Here is an 18,545-nt window from a genome sequence, read left to right as displayed (position 1 = left end):
CGCAGAGGGGGATGGCTGCCAGCTAACGGCGGGCGCTTGCCGGGGCGATGATCGGGACGAGAAATTCCTCGATCATCGCCCGCTCCTCGTCCGCGTTGCGGCCCGGAAACATCAGCAGTGAGATGATCACCCGGACCGTCCAGCGGGCCCGGCGCTGCAACACGGCGGGATCGTCAGGGCCCAGCGAGTGCAGGAATGCCGTTGCCAGGGCGGCGATCACGTCCGATTCTTCCGCCAGCTCACCAGCCACCGGCGGGCGGGTGCTGGCGAACCAGGATGACAGTGCGGGGCTCTCCCGCACCATCGCCAACGTGACGAGGATGCTCGCGATCAGTCGTTCCCGCGGATCCTCGACGGCCGCGGTCCGGGCGGCGATCTGCCGGCCCAGCCGATGTGTCTCCCGGTGGATGTATGCGGTGCGCAGCGCCTCACGATTGTCGAAATACCGGTACAGCGTCGCACGGGAACAACCTGCGGCCCTTGCGATTTCATTCATTCCGATGGAATCCGAGTCACGCTCGGTGTACAACCGCTCGGCCGCGTCGAGAATTCGGTCGACGGCGGCCTCGCTGCGGCCGCTGCCAAGCCAGTCGTTGCTCGGCATCAGCGGTGCATGGTGATCGGTACCGACAACGGGCGGCGCACGTAGTTGCCGCCCGCCCACCCGATCGCCTTCGCGTCGACGTCGAAATCCGGGCAACGGGACAGCAATTCGGACAGCGCGACACGGGACTGCATCCGGGCCGCGGCGGCGCCGAGGCAGTGGTGGGCGCCGTGGCTGAAGGTCAGGATGTTGCGTGGGCACCGGGTGATGTCCAGTTCGTCGGCATCCGGGCCGTACTGGCGTTCGTCGCGGTTGGCCGACCCGTACAACAGCAGCACCCGGCGACCGACCGGGATGGCGGTGTCGCCGATCGTCACGTCTCGGGTGACGGTGCGGGCCAGTCCTTGCACCGGCGAGGTCAGCCGCAACAGCTCCTCGACCGCGTCGCCGATCAGTGCGGGATTGTCCGCCAACAACTTTCGCTGGTCTGGCCGCTCGTGCAGCAGCGGCATCGAACCGCCGAGCATGCCCGTCACGGTGTCATTGCCACCGGTGACCATTGTGAAGGTGAACGCCAGAATCGACAGCGTGCCCGAGACGTCGCCGTCGGTGCCGCCCACCCCGGCGGCGACCAGGTGTGAAATGGTGTCGTCGGCGGGGTCGGTCCGCCGGCGCTCGATCAGCCTGGTGAAGTAGGCCATCATCGTCCCGACCGCGTCACCGACCGTGTCCAGCGCACCCGCGACGCCCCCGTCGGCGGTGTTGGCCGCCACGATGGCCTGGGTCCACCCGTCGAATTGATCCCAATCCTCCTCGGGCACACCAAGATAATGGGCGACCACCATCGAGGGCAGCGGCTTGAAGAGCTCGGCCACGATATCGCCGCCACCGTCGGCGCGCAGCTTCTCGATGCGCTGCGCGACGAACTCGCGGACCTTGGGCTCGATCGCCTCGACCTGGCGGGGCGTGAACCCGCGCGAGACCAGCTTGCGGAACTCGGTGTGTGACGGGGGGTCCTGCATGACGAATGGAGGATTGTCTTGCAGCCCAATCATCTCCAGGTCGCCGTAATTGACCGTGAGTCCCTGCGCGGAGGAGAACGTGCCGTGGTCCCGGGCCGCCGACCAGACATCGGCGTGCCGGGACAGCACGTAGTAATCGTGATCGGGATGCTTCGGGGGCACCACGTGGTGCACCGGGTCGTGGTCGCGCAACGCGCGATACATCGACCACGGCGTGGCCCAGGTGTCGGCGGTGGCCAGCTGGAACGTGACCGGCGGGGTATGAGACATAACCGGTGTCATGTCTCATTGGTACGACACTAGTCGTATATTGTCAACTGCCGATCGCGGGCGGGCCACCCGCCGAGCACCGGAGGAACTAGATCGCCGACCCGGGGTTGAGGATGCCGAGCGGGTCGAGCGCGTGCTTGATGCGCTGATTGAGCATCATCACGTCGGGCCCCAGATAACCGTCCAGCCACGGCCGCTTCAGCCGGCCCACCCCGTGTTCACCGGTGATCGTGCCGCCCAGCCCGATGGCCAGATCCATGATCTCGCCGAACGCGCGGTTGGCCCGCTCGGTCATCTCGGCGTCGGCTGCGTCATAGACGATCAACGGGTGGGTATTGCCGTCGCCCGCGTGCGCGATCACCGAGATCATCAGGTCGTGGCGCTCGGCGATGTCTGCCACCCCGGTGACCAGGCTGCCCAGCGCGGGTAGCGGCACCCCGACGTCTTCGAGCAGCAGGGAACCCTTGGCCTCGACCGCGGGGATGCAGAACCGCCGCGCGACGACGAACGCCTCACCCTCGTCCGGGTCGCTGGTGCTGAAAACGTCCGTTGCCTTGTTTTCAGCGAACACCGCCGCGATCAGCTCGGCGTCCTCGTTGCCCGTCCGGCCCCGCTCGTCGGAGCCGGCCACCAGCATCGCGGCGGCCCCGCGGTCGAGATCCATGCGCAGGGTGTCCTCGACGGCGTTGATCGACACCTTGTCCATGAATTCCAGCATCGAGGGCCGCAGCCGGGCGGTGACCCCGAGCACCGCGTCCACCGCTGATTCCAGCGACGCGAATGTGGCCACTACGACGCTCGACGTGTTCTGGGCGGGCAGCAGCCGCAGCGTCACCTCGGTGACGATGCCCAGCGTGCCTTCACTACCGACGAACAGCTTGGTCAGGCTCAGGCCCGCGACATCCTTCAGCCGCGCACCGCCCAGCCGGATGGCGGTGCCGTCGGCCAGCACAACCTGCATGCCCAGCACGTAATCGGTTGTGACGCCGTACTTTACGCAGCAGATACCACCCGCGTTGGTCGCGATGTTGCCGCCGATGCTGCAGATCTCGTACGACGACGGGTCGGGCGGATACCACAGCCCGTATTGCGCGACCGCCTTTTTCACCTCGGCGTTGAGCAGGCCGGGCTGGCATACCGCGGTGCGGGTGACGGGGTCGACGGTGATGTCGCGCATCTTCTCCGTCGACAACACGATCCCGTTCGCCAGCGCCGTGGCTCCGCCGGACAGGCCCGTGCCGGCTCCGCGGGCCACCACGGGCACCTGGTGTGCGGTGGCCCAGCGCATCACCGTCTGCACTTCTTCGGTGCGGCGCGGCCGGACCACGGCCAGGGGGGTGCCCGCGGAGGGGTCGAAGGCGCGATCGTGTCGGTAGCCGTCGGTGATCGCCGGATCGGTGACCACCGTCCCCTCGGGCAGGCTGGCGATCAGGTCGGCCATGATGTCTGCGTTGACTGTGATACTCACGCAGCGATTTTACGTTGCGCAACCCTCAGCAAACTCGGCTTCGCGGTCGAGGTCGCGCAGCGACGGCAGGCCGCACGCGAGCAGACCGACCAGCAGGATCGGCACCGCCAGCGCCAGAAATGTCACCCGCAGCCCGGCGGCGTCGGCGAGCGGTCCGGCCACCAGAAGACCCAACGGGCCGGCGGCGAAGGTGAGGCCGGTCATCACCCCGACCACCCGGCCGCGCAGCTGCTGCGGCGTCCGCGTCTGCATCACGTAGTTGTAGATGGGCTGGATCGGTCCGTAGACCAGACCGGTCACCGCGCACAACACCAGGATCACCGGCAGCGGCGGCAGGAAGGCGATGCCGACCGAGGCGGCGCCGAAGATCAGGGTCGCGGTCAGCACCGCGGTGCGCCTGCGGGTGTGCTTCGACAGGGCCGCATAGCCCAGCGCACCAACCACACCGCCGACCCCCAGCGCCATCAGCGCCCAACCCAACTGGGCGGGCTGCCGGTGGTCGCTGAAGTACTTGGGAAACAGGACGCTTTCCATCGGTAGGTATAGCGCCGTCACCACCAGGTCGATCAGTCCGAGCGTCCGCAGCACCCGTACGTTCCAGACGAAACGCAGCCCTTCGGCGACGCCGGACACCAGCCCCCCGGGACGGGCGGTGTGGTGCGGCACGCCGGTACCCGCAAGCCGCAGTGCGCCGATGGCGAGGAACGACACCCCGAAGCAGCCGGCCGTCAGCCACATCGTGTTGACGCCACCAACCGCGGCGATCATCAGGCCGCCGATCCCCGGCCCCACGATGTAGGCCAGATTCAGGATGGCTTCGTAGACGCCGTTGGTGCGATCCAACGACCAGCCGGCCCGGGCCGCCGCCTCGGGCAACATCGACTGGCGGGCGGTGGTCCCGGCCGGGTCGAACGCTGCCGAGCAGCAGGCCAGCGCGGCGAGCGCGGGGACGTTGACCGCGTCCGCGCCGATGCACCAGGCGAGGACGGGGACGGCGGCCACGGCCATGCCGGACAGCGCGTCGCAGACCAGCGAAACCCTGCGCCGCCCGAAATAGTCGACGGCGGTGCCCGCGACCAGGGTGGACCCCACCAGCGGCAGCGTCACCGCGGCGGCCACCAGCGACGCGTCGCGCGCGCTGTGGTGGTGCTGCAGCGCCAGCCAGGGGAAGGCGACCAACGAAATGCCGGTACCCGCCGTCGCCGCCAGCGTGGCCAACAGGATCAGCAGTGCCGGAAAGCGGCTGGAAGGTGTCATGACTATCGCCGGGGAGATTTAACCGCAAACCGGCGGCTGCAGCCACCGATTTCGTGGTCGCCAGGGCGGAATGCAGGATGTTTAGGTGCTTGTTCATCCGAACACCGGGGTGGCGTTCGAGTCGCCGGTGCCACCGGGCAGCGGGTGGCCCGGCGATCCGGCCACGCCACTGACCGCCACGGCCACCGATGCGGCACAGGTTCGGGCGCTGGCTGGGTCGGCCGGCTCGGTCCCGGAACTGGACGCCCGGGTCAGCGTCTGTCGGGCCTGCCCCCGCCTGGTCACCTGGCGTGAGGATGTTGCTGTGACCAAGCGTCGCGCGTTTGCCGACCAACCGTATTGGGGCCGACCGGTCCCGGGGTGGGGATCGCAGCGCCCGCGGATCTTCATCGTGGGGTTGGCACCGGCGGCCCACGGTGCCAACCGAACCGGCCGCATGTTCACCGGTGACCGCTCCGGCGACCAGCTTTACGCCGCTTTGTACCGGGCCGGTCTGGTGAACCAACCGATCAGCGTCGACGCCGCGGACGGCCTGCGAACCGAGCAGGTTCGAATCTCCGCGCCGGTCAAGTGCGCGCCACCGGCCAACGTGCCCACCCCGGTGGAGCGCGACACCTGCTGGCCGTGGCTGGAATCTGAATGGCGGCTGGTCAGCGAGCATGTCCGCGTCGTGGTGGCGCTGGGCGGGTTCGGCTGGCAGATCGCGCTGCGACTGCCCGGCGCCCCGGAAGTGCAAGCGATTCGGGGGACGCCCAAGCCGCGGTTCGGCCACGGCGTCGTTGCCACGCTGGCGTCCGGTGCCCGGCTGCTGGGTTGCTACCACCCGAGCCAGCAAAACATGTTCACCGGTAGGCTTACGCCCGCAATGCTCGACGACATCTTCATCAAAGCGAAGGAGCTGGCAGGGATCCGGTGACCGAAGTATTGATTTCCGGGGCCAGCGTCGCCGGTACAACATTGGGATATTGGCTTGCCCGGCACGGCTTTTCGGTCACCGTGGTGGAGCGGCACCCGGGGCTGCGTCCGGGCGGGCAGGCCATCGACGTGCGCGGCCCGGCGCTGACGGTGCTGGACCGCATGGGGCTGCTGAGCGCGGCCGCGGACCGCAAGACGGGCATCCGGGGGTCTTCCGTCGTCGACCGCGACGGTAATGAGCTGTCCCGGGACACCGAGTCGACACCCACCGGCGGCCCCATCGACAGCCCCGACATCGAGCTGCTGCGCGACGACCTGGTCGAATTGCTGTACGGTGCAACACAACCCGACACCGAATACCTTTTCGACGACACCATCGCCACGCTGGACAACCGCGGGTCCGGCGTCGAGGTGACCTTCGAACGCGCGCCGGCCCGCAGCTTCGATCTGGTGATCGGCGCCGACGGCCTGCACTCCAACGTGCGCCGGCTGGTTTTCGGTCCGGAGGAGCGGTTCATCAAGCGGTTGGGCACGCACGCCGCGATCTTCACGGTGCCCAACTTCCTGGACCTCGACTTCTGGCAGAAATGGCATTACGGCGACACCACGATGGCCGGGGTGTACAGCGCCCGGCACAACACCGAGGCGCGCGCCATGCTGGGCTTCATGGACCCCGAACTGCGGATCGACTACCGCGACATCGAAGCTCAGTACGCCGAGATCGAACGGCGGATGGCCGACGACGGCTGGGTGCGGCCGCAGCTGCTGACCTTCATGCGCGGCGCGCCGGACTTCTACTTCGACGAGATGGCGCAGATCGTGATGGACCACTGGTCGATCGGACGGGTGGCGCTGGTGGGCGACGCCGCGTACTGCTGCTCGCCGCTGTCGGGCCAGGGCACCAGCGTCGCGTTGCTGGGCGCCTACATCCTGGCCGGCGAACTCAAACGCGCGACTCAGGGCGACTGGGTCGACCACGGCGTGGCGTTCACGAACTATTTCAAGCGCTTCCACGGCTACACCGAACGCACCCAGTTTCTGGCCACCGACAACATCCCCGGCGGTGCGCCGATCTCGCAGGAACAGTTCGAGGCCATCGTGAACTCGCTGGCGCTCAGCAACTACTGATCGGGAACGTTCCCCCACGCGGCAGCGTTGTCTCGGTCGTGCGTCTTTCCGTCCTTGACCTCGTCCCGGTGCGCACCGACCAGTCGACCGCGGATGCGCTGGCGGCCACCGTGCAGCTGGCGCAGGCCGCCGACCGGCTGGGCTTTACGCGTTACTGGGTTGCCGAACACCACAACATGCCGTCGGTGGGGGCGACCAGCCCGCCGGTGCTGCTGGCTTACCTGGCCGCGCAGACGTCGCGGGTGCGGCTGGGATCCGGTGGCGTGATGCTGCCCAACCACGCCCCGCTGGCGGTCGCCGAGCAGTTCGCGTTGCTGGAGGCCGCCGCCCCCGGGCGCATCGACCTCGGTATCGGCCGCGCTCCCGGATCCGACCCGGTCACGTCGTACGCGCTGCGCGATGCCCGCTCGGCCGCCGAACAGGATCGCGACATCGAGAACTTCCCCGAGTACCTCGACGACGTGGCCGCGTTGATGAGCGCGCGTGGCGTGCTGCTCCCGCTGCGTTCCGGCGACTACCGGCTCAAGGCCACCCCGGCCGCGGCCAGCGAACCGCGGCTGTGGCTGCTGGGCTCATCGATGTATTCGGCACATCTGGCGGCGGCCAAGGGGTTGCCGTATGTCTTCGCACATCACTTCTCGGGCAACGGAACCGAAGAGGCGCTCGAGGTCTACCGCTCCCGATTCGTGCCCAGCGCACTGACCCCCGAGCCCGTCACATTCTTGACGGTCAATGCCTCGGTAGCCGAAACACGCGACGAGGCAACGGCTTTGATGCTGCCGAACCTGCAGATGATGGCGCGGCTGCGGACCGGTGCATCGCTGGGGCCGGTCCCGTTGGTGGAGGAAGCCCAGGTGGCTGAGCTGACCCCGCAGCAGGAACACATGGTGGAGAGCGGGCTGCGACGTGCGGTGCTCGGCAGCCCCGCCGAGGCGGCCGAGCAGGTGCGCGGTCTCGCCGAGCGGTTCGGCGTCGACGAGGTGATGGTGAACCCGGTCGCGTCCGCCCGCAAAGGCACCGACCCGGCGACCGCGCCGGGACGGGTCACGACGCTGGAGCTGCTGGCCAAGGAACTGTTCTAGCGCTCAATCGGCGACGCCTGCCTGCTCGGTTTGGTTCGCGCGGCTGGCGATCCACTCCTCGAGTTCGCTGGGCGGCAGCGGCCGGCTGTGCACGAACCCTTGGGTGATGGTGCAGCCGAAGCGGTGCAGCGCGGCCAGGGTGACGTCGTCCTCGACGCCCTCGGCGACCAGATCCGCGCCCAGGCTGTCGGCCAGCGCCACCGTCGAGCGCACAATCGCGACCGACCGGGCGTCCTGGGCCAGCCGTGCCACGAAGATCCGGTCGAGTTTCAGCTCGTCGACCGAGACGTCTTGCAGGCGTGCCAGCGACGACCATCCGGTTCCGTAGTCGTCAAGGGAGACGCGGACCCCGAGTTGCTGCAGTTCGGCCACCGTGTTGCGGGACCGCGCCGAGTCGACCAGGGCGCTCTCGGTGATCTCCACGATCAGCGCGTTGGCGGGTAGACCGCGGGCCCACAGCAGTCGTTCGATCGTGCCGACCAGCTCGAGGTCCAGCAGGTTCGTGGTGGCGAGGTTCACCGCGACCGACGAGGCGATGCCCCTTTCGCGCCAGTACTGGATCTGTGCGAGCGCGAGTTTGAGGGTGCGGTCGGCGATCTTGCGCATCAGCCCGGTGCGTTCGGCGGCGGGCAGGAAGTCTTCCGGCAGCAGCACACCGCGGGTGGGATGGTTCCAGCGCAGCAGCGCCTCGACGCTGTGCACGCTGCCGTCGACGGCGTTGATTTTGGGCTGGTAGTACAGCGTCGGCTGATCGCCTTCGAACAGTGCGGCGCGCAGTTCCTCGATGACGTTGGGGTCGGTTTCGCGGTACACCTCGAACGTCGAGTCGTACACCGCGATCTTGCTCATCGCGGATTTGGCGTGCGGCATCGCCGCCTCGGCGCGGCTGAGCAGCTCGTGCGGATGCTCGCAATGGTCGGGGCATAGCGCAATGGCGATACGCGCGTCGACGCGCAGGGTGAGCGGATCCATCGCGAACGGTTCGCCCAGGGCTTCCAGCAGCCGGCCCGCCTGAGCGCGCGCGCCGATGAGGTCGGATCCCTCGGTCAGCAGGATGGCGAATTCGTCGTCGCCCACCCGGGCGAGCAGATCGTCCTGACGCACACTGGCGGCAAGGCGTTCGGCGATGTGGCGCAACAACTCATCGCCGAAACGGCGACCGATTGAGTCGCTGATCTGGTGAATCTCGTAGAGCTTCACCAACAGCAGTGCCTTGCGTGACGACGTCTTGCGCGCCGAATCGGGATCCGCCGGTGACGCCGATTCGGACAGCGCGGAAAGCGCCGTCGCCAACGAGCGACGGTTGGGCAACGTCGTCAGCTCGTCGGTCATGGCGTGCTTGTAGTTTTCGGCGATCATGCTGGCATCGCGCAGCGTCAGCGAGAACCGCACCGTTGCGGCCAGCAAACTCAGTGCGGCGAATGTCGTTGCCAAATACGAGTTTTCGTCGATCACCGCAACGCTTAGAGCGACGACGGTACACGCCACCGGTACTGCGTAGGAGCCGAACCCACGTTGCAACGCCCGTGCCGGCACCGATACGGGCACCCAGCTGGCCATTGCCAGCAAAAGCGCCGCGGCGGGCCACGCGGCGGCCAGCGTGGCGCCGACTCGGTTGCCACCCGCCGCGGTCTCGACCAACTCGGCGGTGTCGGCGACGGCGAATCCGAGCAACCCGGCAACCACCATGAGCAAGCGAAACTCGTTGCGCCAACCCACTACTGGCAGTATGCCGGCGGCCAGCGCCAGCAGGATCAGATCGCCCCACGGATACAGGGAACCAACCGGGACGGTCTCGCGCGCGGTTGCCGAGTGCAACGGGCCCGCCTCGAGCGCGACACCCACCGCCGCCATGGCCATGCCGCAGAGCAACGGATCGAGCCGGATCGGGATCGGCACCGCCGCCAAGCGTGAACGCAGGAGCAACAGCACGCCGCCGTAGATGAGCGGATAGAACGCAAGGTATTCCGCGTCGGCGACGGACGGTGTCTGCCCGACGGGTAGCCGCAGCGCGTAGACGACGTCGCCGATGCCAGAACAGGTCATGCCGCCCGCGATCAGCGCCCAGGCCCACCGATCGGTCGTGATCCGGTGCGCGCGTACCGCGATCAACCCGGCGGCCACCAGGGTCAGCGCGGCATAGAACCACGTGGTGAAGGACGTGTCGTCGGTGGCGTTGATCCCGGCCAACGCGGTGGCGGTGAAGGCCAGCACGCTGACCGTCAGCAACACCAGGGCAATGCGGACTGGCATCGGCGGCCAATGGGTGTCGTCGGTCCCGTCCCGCGGCTGGCCGGGCGGTACCGCCCTCGGCGGCGTTTCGGTGCGAGCGGTCCGGGCCGGGGTAACCGCCCGCACCGACGGTGAATAGCCCGAGGCTGCGGCGGAGATCGGCAACCAGTCGGACCGGTCCGGCGGTGCCGCGGCTGCCAATGTTTCGGTCGAGCGGGCGAAGCTGTACGAGAGCGGAAGGTCGGGCACGAAGCTGCGAACGCATTGGCCGCCTTCGCGTTTGGCGGTGTACATGGCCAAGTCTGCATGCCGCAGCAGCTGGTCGACGGTGCAGGCCGAGCCGGCCGTGGCGACGGTGAAACCGATGCTCGGCCGGACAGCAATGGGGACGCCGTCGATCACGATCGGGGCACGAAACGCCTCGAGCACGTCGTGCGCGGCCGCGCGGGACTCCTCGACCGAAGCCTCGAGCAGTACCGCGAATTCGTCGCCGCCGAGACGCGCGATCAGGCCCCGGTCGTGCAAGGCCGCGGTGAGCCGCCCGGCGACCCGGATGAGAAGTTCGTCGCCGGCCGGGTGACCCAGCCCGTCGTTGACCGCTTTGAAGTTGTCCAGGTCGAGGCACAGCACCGCGATCGGGTGGCTGTCTTCTTGCCGGGCCGCGACGGCATCTTCCAATCGATGCAGGAAGTGCGCGCGGTTGGCCAGGCCGGTGAGGCTGTCCCGGAATGCTTCGCGCGCGACCACCGCCAACAGGTCCTGGTTCTCGGCGAGCGCGATGAACTGCCGGGCCAGTACCGAGGCGACGAGGATGCCCAGCAGCGCCGTCAGCACGCCGTGCTCGGCCCGGGCGACCGTGCCCCAACCGACGATCGCGGCCAGCGAGAGCGGAAGGTAGGGCAACCACAGCAGCGCACGCGACAGTGCCTCGCTTCGCGACGCCGTGTCGCTGGCGGGCGGTTCACGGACGCTGGCCAGGGCGGCCAGCGCGATCATCGCCAACCCGGCCACCCGGCCCAGGTCGCCCAGATCGCTGACGTGGTAACTGCCTATCCCGGTGTCGAACACCATCGTGATGTCGGCGATGCTGATCGTCGCGATGCCCCCGGCCACCAGGGCCCGGCTCGGCCGCTCCCCGGGTCGGCCCCGCGACAGCATCAGGATCGCCGTCGTCATCAGGATGCCGTCGTTGACCACCTGGGCAACCGTCGCGATTCGGGAGCCGTTGTCGTGATGCAGCTGCTTGTCCAGCACGAACACCCAGGAGATCACCAGCAACGAGCTGACCAGGATGAGCCCGTCCAGCACCAGTCGCCGAGAACTGTGCCGGGACAGGTTGGACAACAGCACCAATGACGTCATGGCGCCCAACGGCCACAACAACAGCACGATCTCGGCCGCCGCCGGATGGGTGGCGTGATCGAGCTGGGAACGCACGTCGTAAAACGCCCAGATGATCTCGCCGACCGCCCACCCCAGCTGGGCCGTGACCATCGCCAACCAGCCGTATCTGCGACGTCCGCGCGCGTGACGGGCGGCGCGCAGCCCGCAGACCGCACCGAACAACAGGCTGCCGGCCAACGCGACCTCGTCGACGGGCCGGGTCGCGTACACGCCTTCGAGATCTCGAACCGAGGCGATGACGATCAGCAGCCCGGCGAACAGGTAGCCGGCAACGACGAGCCAACCGGCGTGCGCGGACAGCCCGAAGCGCCGCCACGGATTACCCGTCCAGCGCTTCATTGCTGCTCCGGCCGATCTGCTCCCCAGGTGAACGAATGGAGGCGCCACCACTGCTAGGGCAGAATAAACGGCCCCGCCTGCTTAGCTCGTGCTTTTGTGCAGGTTGGTGCGATCAGGTGGGGGTCAGCGCGACGACCGGGATCGGGCGCGACGTGCGGATCTGATAGCCGTTGTACCGGTTGGAGTTGTTCTTGTTCACGATGTCCCACACCCGTGAGTAGTCGGCGTCATCCGGGGTGATGATGCGGGCGGTGACCGGAAATCGCCGCGGGCCCACGTTGATCTCGCACTCGGGGCGTTTTCGCAGGTTGTGGTACCAGCCGGGCGCGCTGTCGCTGCCGCCGTAGGACGCCACGATCAGATACGAGTCGCCGTCCTTGGCGTAGGTCAGGGTGGACGAGCGCTGCTGACCGGTCTTGGCGCCGATGGTGTGCAACAGCAGACTGCCCGGCATGCCAGGGACGTGGTGGCCGATCCGGCCGTCGGTCTTGCGGTACAGCGAGTCGTGCAGACGCAGCAGCGGAGCCAGAATGAGCCGCTCCAGCGTGGTGAGGTTGCTCATGACCTCAGTTCTACTGACTGGCGTCGATGCGTGCCAGCGCGTCACGCAGAATCTGCCCGGTGGCCTCGCGGTCCGGGTCGCGGCGCAGCAACATCCCCTTGGCCACCGACAGCTTGTCGCCGTTGCGGCGCGGCAGCACGTGCAGATGGATGTGGAAAACCGTCTGGAACGCGGCGCCGCCGTCGTTGATGCCGATGTTGGTCGCGTCGGCCAGTTCCGTGGCCCGGGCGGCCCGGGCGATCCGCTGGCCCACCGCGATCATCCCGGCCAGCGTCTCCGGCGGGGTGTCGGTCAAATCGACGCTGTGCCGCTTCGGGATCACCAGCGTGTGTCCTCGGGTGAACGGGCGAATGTCGAGGATCGCCAGGTACTCGTCGTCTTCACAGATCCGGATTGCCGGGGCCTGGCCGGCGATGACCGCACAGAACACGCAGGACATGTCGACACGGTACTGGTTGGTGCCAGTCGGAGTTACGCTGCCGCAGTGGATGCTCGCGAACTTGCCTTCACCGGCGCGGGGGCGTTGGCACGAATGCTCGCCACCGGCGAGGTCAGAGCTCCGGACCTGCTCGAGGTGTACCTGGACCGGATCGCGCGGCTGGACAGCAAACTGCGTTGCTATCGCGTGGTGCTGGCGGACAGTGCCCGCGAGGATGCCGCGGCGGCCCAGGAGCTTCTCGAGGCGGGCGAGCGACTGCCGCTGCTCGGCGTGCCGATTGCGATCAAGGACGATGTCGACGTCGCCGGCGAGGTGACGGCGTGCGGTAGCGGTGGGCACGGCCCCGCGGTGTCCTCCGACGCCGAGGTGGTGCGGCGGCTGCGGGCCGCGGGTGCGGTGATCCTCGGCAAGACCCAGGTGCCCGAGCTGATGATCTTCCCGTTCACCGAGTCGCTGACGTTCGGCGCCACCCGCAACCCGTGGCATCTCGGCCGCACCCCCGGCGGCAGCAGCGGGGGGAGCGCCGCCGCGGTCGCCGCCGGGCTGGCGCCGCTGGCGCTGGGTTCCGACGGTGGCGGTTCGATTCGCATCCCGTCGTCCTGGTGTGGCCTGTTCGGGGTCAAGCCGCAACGTGACCGGGTCTCGTTGGAGCCGCACGACAACGCCTGGCATGGCCTGAGCGTCAACGGTCCGATCGCCCGGTCGGTGTTGGACGCGGCAATATTTCTCGACGTCACCGCGTCGGCGCCAGGCTCCGACGGAGAATTCGTTGCCGCGGCGACCCGAGAGCCGGGCAAGTTGCGAATTGCGTTGAGTACCAAGGTTCCAACGTTTCCGGTGCGAGTGGGGCGGCAACAGTTGGCGGCCGTCGAGAAGGCCGGTGCGTTACTGCGCGAGCTGGGTCACGAGGTCGTCACCGCAGACCCTGACTATCCGCTGGCCCAGATCTACGGGAACTTCCTGCCCCGGTATCTGCGGGGCATCAGCGACGACGCCGACGCGCAGGCGTACCCGGAGCGGCTCGAGGCGCGCACCCGCAACATGGCGCGCGCGGGGTCGTTCGTTTCCGATCGACGCATCGCTGCCCTGCGCGGCGCCGAAGAGCGGGTGGCCGCCAGGATCCAGTCGATCTTCGACGATGTCGACGTCGTGCTCACGCCGGGCACCGCGGCCGGCCCGTCGCGCATCGGCGCCTACCGCCACCGGGGTTGGGTGTCGACGCTGTTGGCTGTGGCCCAACAGGTTCCGTACTTTCCGGTCTGGAATTTCACCGGTCAGCCCGCCGCGGTGGTGCCGTGGGATTTCGACGGCGCCGGCCTACCGTTGTCGGTGCAACTCGTCGGCCGGCCCTACGACGAAGCGACGCTGTTGTCGTTGTCGGCGCAGATCGAGGCGGCCCGACCATGGGCGCACCGCCGGCCGCCGGTGTCATGATGGGTTGTCCTCGAGTATGGCGCGCCACGCCGCCAGCTTGACACCCGGTCTGGTGGCGTGTGCGGGACTGGTCGACGGCAGCCGCTGGTAGCCGAGTCGCGGCGGCGCGTGCGCCCGCCGGCGATACACCACTTCTGCTTTGGCGCCGTTGAAGTAGACCCGCACGATGCCGGGGTGGCCCGCGTAGAAGTCGGCAAAGTCGTTGACCGCCAAGGATTTCGGGTCGATTGCGGAATCTGCGCTACCGACTCGGCGGCAGCTGCGCAGGACGTCCCACAACGCGATGCCGCGCGCTTGCAGCGCGGTCAGGCGGTGGTCGTATGGCGCGGCCGGGTCGAAGCCCAATAGCTCGCCGGCGATGTGCCAGAACGCATTTCGCGGGTTGGCATAGTACTGGCCGGCCACCAGCGACTGGGCGCTGGGGAAGGAGCCCAGAATCAGCACCCGGGCTCGGTCGTCGACGACGGGCGGCAAGCCGTGCAGCAGGGGAGTAGCGGTCATCCCTCACATCATCGCGCGTCAGCGTTGTACGTTGGCCACGTGGACGACGCGGTCTCGCAGAACATCGACGATCTGCTCGACGGACTCGAGGGCGCCGCGCGCCGCGAACGTGCCGAGCTGGTGGGTTGGCTGTTGGACCAGGGCATCACCGCCGAAGAGATCCGGAGCGCGAACCCTCCGCTGCTGCTGGCCAGCCGCCACCTGATCGGCGACGACGGCAGCTACGTGTCGGCGCGCGAAATCAGCGAAAAGCACAACATAGACCTGGTGCTGCTGCAACGGGTGCAGCGCGCGATCGGCCTGGCCAGGGTCGACGACCCGGACGCGGCGATTCACATGCGCGCCGACGGCGAGGCGGCCGCCTTCGCCCAACGTTTCGTGGAACTGGGACTCAACCCCGACCAAGTGGTGCTGGTCGTGCGGGTGCTCGCCGAGGGCTTGTCGAGTGCCGCCGAGGTCATGCGGTACGCGGCATTGGCGGCCATCCTGCGCCCAGGAGCGACCGAGTTGGAGATCGCCAAGGCGTCCAAGGAGCTGGTCAGCCAGATCGTTCCGCAGCTCGGTCCGATGCTCGAGCGGATGCTGTTCATGCAGCTGCGCCACATGATGGAGACCGAGGCGATCGACGCGGCCGAGCGGGCCGCGGGCAAGCCGTTGCCCGGCGCGCGTCAGGTCACCGTCGGCTTCGCCGACCTGGTCGGCTTCACCCGGCTGGGCGAGGAGCTGTCGGCCGAGGAGCTCGGTCAGCTCGCCGGCAGGTTGGCGAGCCTGGCCCGCGACGTGACGGTGCCGCCGGTGCGGTTCATCAAGACGATCGGCGACGCGGTGATGTTCGTCTGCCCGGAGCCCGAGCCGCTGCTCGATGTCGTGCTGAAGCTCGTCGAGGCCGTGGACACCGACAACGACTTTCCGCGGCTGCGGGCCGGCGTCTCGGCCGGGATGGCGGTGAGCCGCGCCGGCGACTGGTTCGGCAGCCCGGTCAACGTGGCCAGCCGGGTCACCGCCGTGGCGCGGCCGGGTACCGTCCTGGCGTCGGAAACGGTGTGGCAGGCGGTCGCCGACGCCGGGGACTACGCAGCGTCGTTCGCGGGCGCGCGCCGGCTCAAGGGCGTGAAGAATGAGGTCAAATTGTTCCGCATTCGCCGCGGTGGCTCGCGCGGCTCCGACTGACCCGGGGCCGGACATGTGGGCAGGCCCGGGCGGCGCTGGGGGCGTCTGACACGGTCCGACGCGGCCGGCTCCTTCCCCGCTGCCGACACTTTGAACGGCCGCTTCCGGGCCTGCTTCGTTGTCAAAAATACGCCGTTGAGCGGGCCATATCAACGGTTTTCCGGTGCCCGCATACAGCGCGGATCGCGAAGGGTGTTCGCCGTGGGCGAATCGGTGGTACGCCCTGTGGCAACGGTGTAATGATGTAATCATGAAATCACAGCACACGCATGGGCGGCGTTACGGTCGCCCCGGCGGCTGGCAGCAAGCACAGCAACCCGACGCCAGCGGAGCGGCGGAATGGTTCGCCGGCCGCGTGCCCCAGGACTGGTTCGACGGCGACCCGATCGTCATAGTCGATCGCGAGGAGATCACCGTCATCGGCAAGCTGGCGGGGCAAGCCGGCAAGCAAGAAAGCGGGCCGCGCGCCGAGGGGCGGGCGTCGCGCTTCCGCGAAGAGACGCGTTCCGAACGCATGTGTATCGCCGATGAGGCTCAGGATCGCTACGGGCGCAAGGTTTCCTGGGGTGTGGACGTTGCTTCCGAAGACGGCACGGAGCGAATTCTGTTCACCCACATTGCCGTTCCGGTGATGACTCGATTGAAGCAACCGGAACGTCAGGTGCTCGACACGTTGGTCGACGCCGGTGTCGCCCGGTCACGCTCCGACGCACTCGCGTGGTCGGTCAGACTCGTCGGTGAGCACACCGAAGAGTGGTTGGCCAAGCTGCGCGACGCCATGTCGGCGGTCGACGAGCTGCGCGCGCAGGGGCCCGATCCGCAGCAGTAAACGGATTGGCCACCGCCGCAACCCTTTCGGGGCGGGCGGACGTCGCTAGATGTCGTTGATCTTCTCGACGATCTTGTCGGCGATCTGGCCGGCTTGGTCGCTGATGTGGTACCCGCACGCGTTGATGTCGACCACCACGTTGTTCGCCACGCCCATCGCGTGCTCGCACTCCCACCCGTCGGCGCCTTCCTGCGTCTGCAGCACCGAGATCTTCGGTGGGCTGCCCTGAATTTGGGCGAAAGTCCACCGATAGGTCTTGTTGCTCGAGTTCGTCACCGTCACCGTCTGTCCGGCACAGCTTTTCCATTTGCCGGCTTCGCTTTGTAGAAACGCCTCGGCCTTGTCGGCGGTCGGATAGGCCACCACCGCCTGGTTGACCCAGTGGTCGTTGTTGTCACCCGGTTCCGACGACACCAACCCGTTGATCCCGGTGTAGCCGCTCCCGGCATACACCCGGTCCTGGGTCGTGTACAGCGCGCCCTGACAGTCCGGGATCGACACCGTCATCGACGCGGTACCCATCGACGTGATCGGCTTGCCGGGCTGGATGTTCGTCGCGCCCATGATCGCGTTGATCTCCGAGGGGCTCAGCAGCAAGGAGTTCAGCTGGGTGGCCGCGACCGGGTCGGGTGGCGGCTTGGGGTCGGGGATGATCAGCCAAATCGCTACGGCGCTGACGACGACGACCACCACCACCGCGACCGCGGCGATGATCGGCCAGGGATTGCGCTTGGGTTTGGGCGGCTGTCCCACTCCCCACGGTGGGTGTCCGACCGGCTGGACCGGCGGCAGAGTGCCCGGGGGCGGGCCACCCCAATTACCGCCGCCGCCTTGGAAATACGCCGGGGCCGGGGTCGGCACGGGCCCGCTCTCGGGCGCCCAGGGCCGGGGGCTCGGTGGATGGTGTGCTGCGGCCGGCGCGGCACTCGGTCCTGGGCGCGGATAGGGGGTCGGCGGCGTGTTCACCCGCGGCGGCGGCGGAGCCGCCTGGGTGCCCGCGACCGTCGGCGGTTGGACGAGTTTCGGATCGCCGGGCAGGGTGGCTTCCTGGCTGCGGCGCAGGATGTCGGAGGCGTGGTCTTGATCCGGGGTGCTCAGCGCCTCGTGTGCGGCCAGCGCCAGGTCGCCGGCGCTGGCGTAGCGCTCCGCGGGTTTTTTGGCCATGCCGCGCGCGATCACCGCGTCGAACGTCTTAGGAATGCCGGTCCGTACCGCGCTGGGCTGCGGAATCGGGTCGTTCATGTGGGCCCGGACCAGCACGCCGGCGCTGTCCGCGCGATACGGGGCCGCACCGGTCAGGCATTCGTGCAATACGCACGCCAGCGCGTAGATGTCGGCCCGGTAGGTCACCTCGGCGTTGGTGAACCGCTCCGGGGCCATGTATTTCCAGGTGCCCACCGCGGTGCCGAGCTGGGTGAGTTTCTCGTCGGTGGTCGCGCTGGCGATGCCGAAATCGACCAGGTAGGCGAAGTCGTCACGGGTGACCAAGATGTTGGGCGGCTTGACATCACGATGCATGACGCCGGCGGCGTGGGCGGCGTCGAGGGCCGAGGCGATCTGGGTGATGATGGCCACCGCGCGCGGCGGCGTCAGCGGGCCATACCGTTTCAGCAGGCTGTCCAGGTCGGTGCCCTCGACGAGGCGCATCTCCATGAACATTTTTCCGTCGATCTCGCCGTAGTCGTGGATCGGAACGACGTGCGGTTCCTGCAAACGGCCCGCGGTGCGCGCTTCGCGCTTCATCCGCTCCCGGAACACCGGGTCCGCGCTGGACTGGTCCGACATCAGCTTGACCGCGACCGTCCACTCCTTGACGGTGTGTTCGGCCTCGTAAACCTCGCCCATTCCGCCACGCCCGAGCAGCCGTTTTAGGTGGTAGGGCCCGAATGTCGACCCCGCCCGTGAGGCCTGCTCGTCGCTCATCGTTGACCCTCCAAACCAACCGCGGA

Annotated in this window: 15 protein-coding genes; 6 read left to right on the top strand and 9 right to left on the bottom strand. The window is 68.2% G+C overall.

What is annotated here, in order from left to right; all coding sequences use genetic code 11:
• Window positions 1–22: 22 nt before the first annotated feature.
• The 4 genes from AWC25_RS15965 to tap form a co-directional block, all read right to left on the bottom strand.
• The gene (locus tag AWC25_RS15965) at window positions 23–604 is read right to left on the bottom strand and encodes a TetR/AcrR family transcriptional regulator (protein ID WP_069399246.1); all 582 of its coding nucleotides are present in this window, start codon (window positions 602–604) and stop codon (window positions 23–25) included.
• Window positions 604–1,848, bottom strand: coding sequence for a cytochrome P450 (locus tag AWC25_RS15960; protein WP_169717135.1), 1,245 nt, complete (start codon window positions 1,846–1,848; stop codon window positions 604–606). Before AWC25_RS15960 ends, AWC25_RS15965 begins: the two co-directional genes overlap by 1 nt.
• Before the next feature lie 76 nt (window positions 1,849–1,924).
• Window positions 1,925–3,277 carry an FAD-binding oxidoreductase gene (locus AWC25_RS15955; protein ID WP_069399248.1) on the bottom strand — a complete coding sequence of 451 codons (1,353 nt, stop codon included), beginning with the start codon at window positions 3,275–3,277 and terminating at the stop codon, window positions 1,925–1,927.
• A gap of 36 nt (window positions 3,278–3,313) precedes the next feature.
• Entirely contained in the window at window positions 3,314–4,561 is a 1,248-nt protein-coding gene (tap, locus tag AWC25_RS15950; protein WP_085167068.1) for a multidrug efflux MFS transporter Tap, read from the bottom strand.
• Between the two features lie 85 nt (window positions 4,562–4,646).
• Here tap and AWC25_RS15945 point away from each other — a divergent pair, with 85 nt between their 5' ends.
• Genes AWC25_RS15945 through AWC25_RS15935 form a run of 3 tightly spaced genes read left to right on the top strand, consistent with a single transcriptional unit; the run spans window position 4,647 to window position 7,686 of the window.
• Complete coding sequence (locus AWC25_RS15945; RefSeq protein WP_069399249.1) at window positions 4,647–5,477, top strand: uracil-DNA glycosylase; 831 nt, start codon at window positions 4,647–4,649, stop codon at window positions 5,475–5,477.
• Window positions 5,474–6,604 carry an FAD-binding protein gene (locus tag AWC25_RS15940; RefSeq protein WP_069399250.1) on the top strand — a complete coding sequence of 377 codons (1,131 nt, stop codon included), beginning with the start codon at window positions 5,474–5,476 and terminating at the stop codon, window positions 6,602–6,604. Before AWC25_RS15945 ends, AWC25_RS15940 begins: the two co-directional genes overlap by 4 nt.
• Window positions 6,605–6,642: 38 nt before the next feature.
• Window positions 6,643–7,686, top strand: coding sequence for an LLM class flavin-dependent oxidoreductase (locus AWC25_RS15935; protein ID WP_069399251.1), 1,044 nt, complete (start codon window positions 6,643–6,645; stop codon window positions 7,684–7,686).
• Window positions 7,687–7,689: 3 nt separating this feature from the next.
• Here the strand turns inward: AWC25_RS15935 and AWC25_RS15930 are convergent, their stop codons facing one another.
• The 3 genes from AWC25_RS15930 to AWC25_RS15920 all read right to left on the bottom strand — a co-directional run bounded on the left by AWC25_RS15930 (window position 7,690) and on the right by AWC25_RS15920 (window position 12,662).
• Window positions 7,690–11,661 (bottom strand): bifunctional diguanylate cyclase/phosphodiesterase, encoded by a 3,972-nt coding sequence (locus AWC25_RS15930; RefSeq protein ID WP_084229179.1) that lies wholly within the window; start codon window positions 11,659–11,661, stop codon window positions 7,690–7,692.
• A gap of 112 nt (window positions 11,662–11,773) precedes the next feature.
• Window positions 11,774–12,223 (bottom strand): nitroreductase family deazaflavin-dependent oxidoreductase, encoded by a 450-nt coding sequence (locus AWC25_RS15925; protein ID WP_069399252.1) that lies wholly within the window; start codon window positions 12,221–12,223, stop codon window positions 11,774–11,776.
• Between the two features lie 10 nt (window positions 12,224–12,233).
• A complete protein-coding gene (locus AWC25_RS15920) occupies window positions 12,234–12,662 on the bottom strand; it encodes an HIT family protein (RefSeq protein WP_069399253.1) in 429 nt (142 codons plus the stop codon).
• A 45-nt stretch (window positions 12,663–12,707) separates the two neighbouring features.
• On the opposite strand from AWC25_RS15920, the gene AWC25_RS15915 reads away from it, so the two are divergent.
• Complete coding sequence (locus tag AWC25_RS15915) at window positions 12,708–14,096, top strand: amidase (RefSeq protein ID WP_084229180.1); 1,389 nt, start codon at window positions 12,708–12,710, stop codon at window positions 14,094–14,096.
• On the opposite strand, the gene AWC25_RS15910 is transcribed toward AWC25_RS15915, so the two are convergent.
• Window positions 14,091–14,597 carry a DNA-deoxyinosine glycosylase gene (locus tag AWC25_RS15910; protein ID WP_069399254.1) on the bottom strand — a complete coding sequence of 169 codons (507 nt, stop codon included), beginning with the start codon at window positions 14,595–14,597 and terminating at the stop codon, window positions 14,091–14,093. The two genes, AWC25_RS15915 and AWC25_RS15910, sit on opposite strands and share 6 nt — an antisense overlap.
• A 39-nt stretch (window positions 14,598–14,636) precedes the next feature.
• On the opposite strand from AWC25_RS15910, the gene AWC25_RS15905 reads away from it, so the two are divergent.
• Together AWC25_RS15905 and AWC25_RS15900 are read left to right on the top strand one after the other, a co-directional pair.
• Entirely contained in the window at window positions 14,637–15,767 is a 1,131-nt protein-coding gene (locus AWC25_RS15905; protein WP_372513482.1) for an adenylate/guanylate cyclase domain-containing protein, read from the top strand.
• Between the two features lie 250 nt (window positions 15,768–16,017).
• A complete protein-coding gene (locus AWC25_RS15900; protein WP_069399256.1) occupies window positions 16,018–16,596 on the top strand; it encodes a hypothetical protein in 579 nt (192 codons plus the stop codon).
• Window positions 16,597–16,641: 45 nt separating this feature from the next.
• Here AWC25_RS15900 and AWC25_RS15895 read toward each other — a convergent pair whose 3' ends face one another.
• Window positions 16,642–18,519 (bottom strand): serine/threonine-protein kinase PknH/PknJ, encoded by a 1,878-nt coding sequence (locus AWC25_RS15895; RefSeq protein ID WP_069399257.1) that lies wholly within the window; start codon window positions 18,517–18,519, stop codon window positions 16,642–16,644.
• Window positions 18,520–18,545 lie beyond the last annotated feature (26 nt).

Source organism: Mycobacterium sherrisii (genome assembly GCF_002102355.1).
GTDB lineage: Bacteria > Actinomycetota > Actinomycetes > Mycobacteriales > Mycobacteriaceae > Mycobacterium > Mycobacterium sherrisii.
Note: the sequence above shows the minus strand (reverse complement) of the source record. Positions and strands in the feature narration are given on the sequence as shown.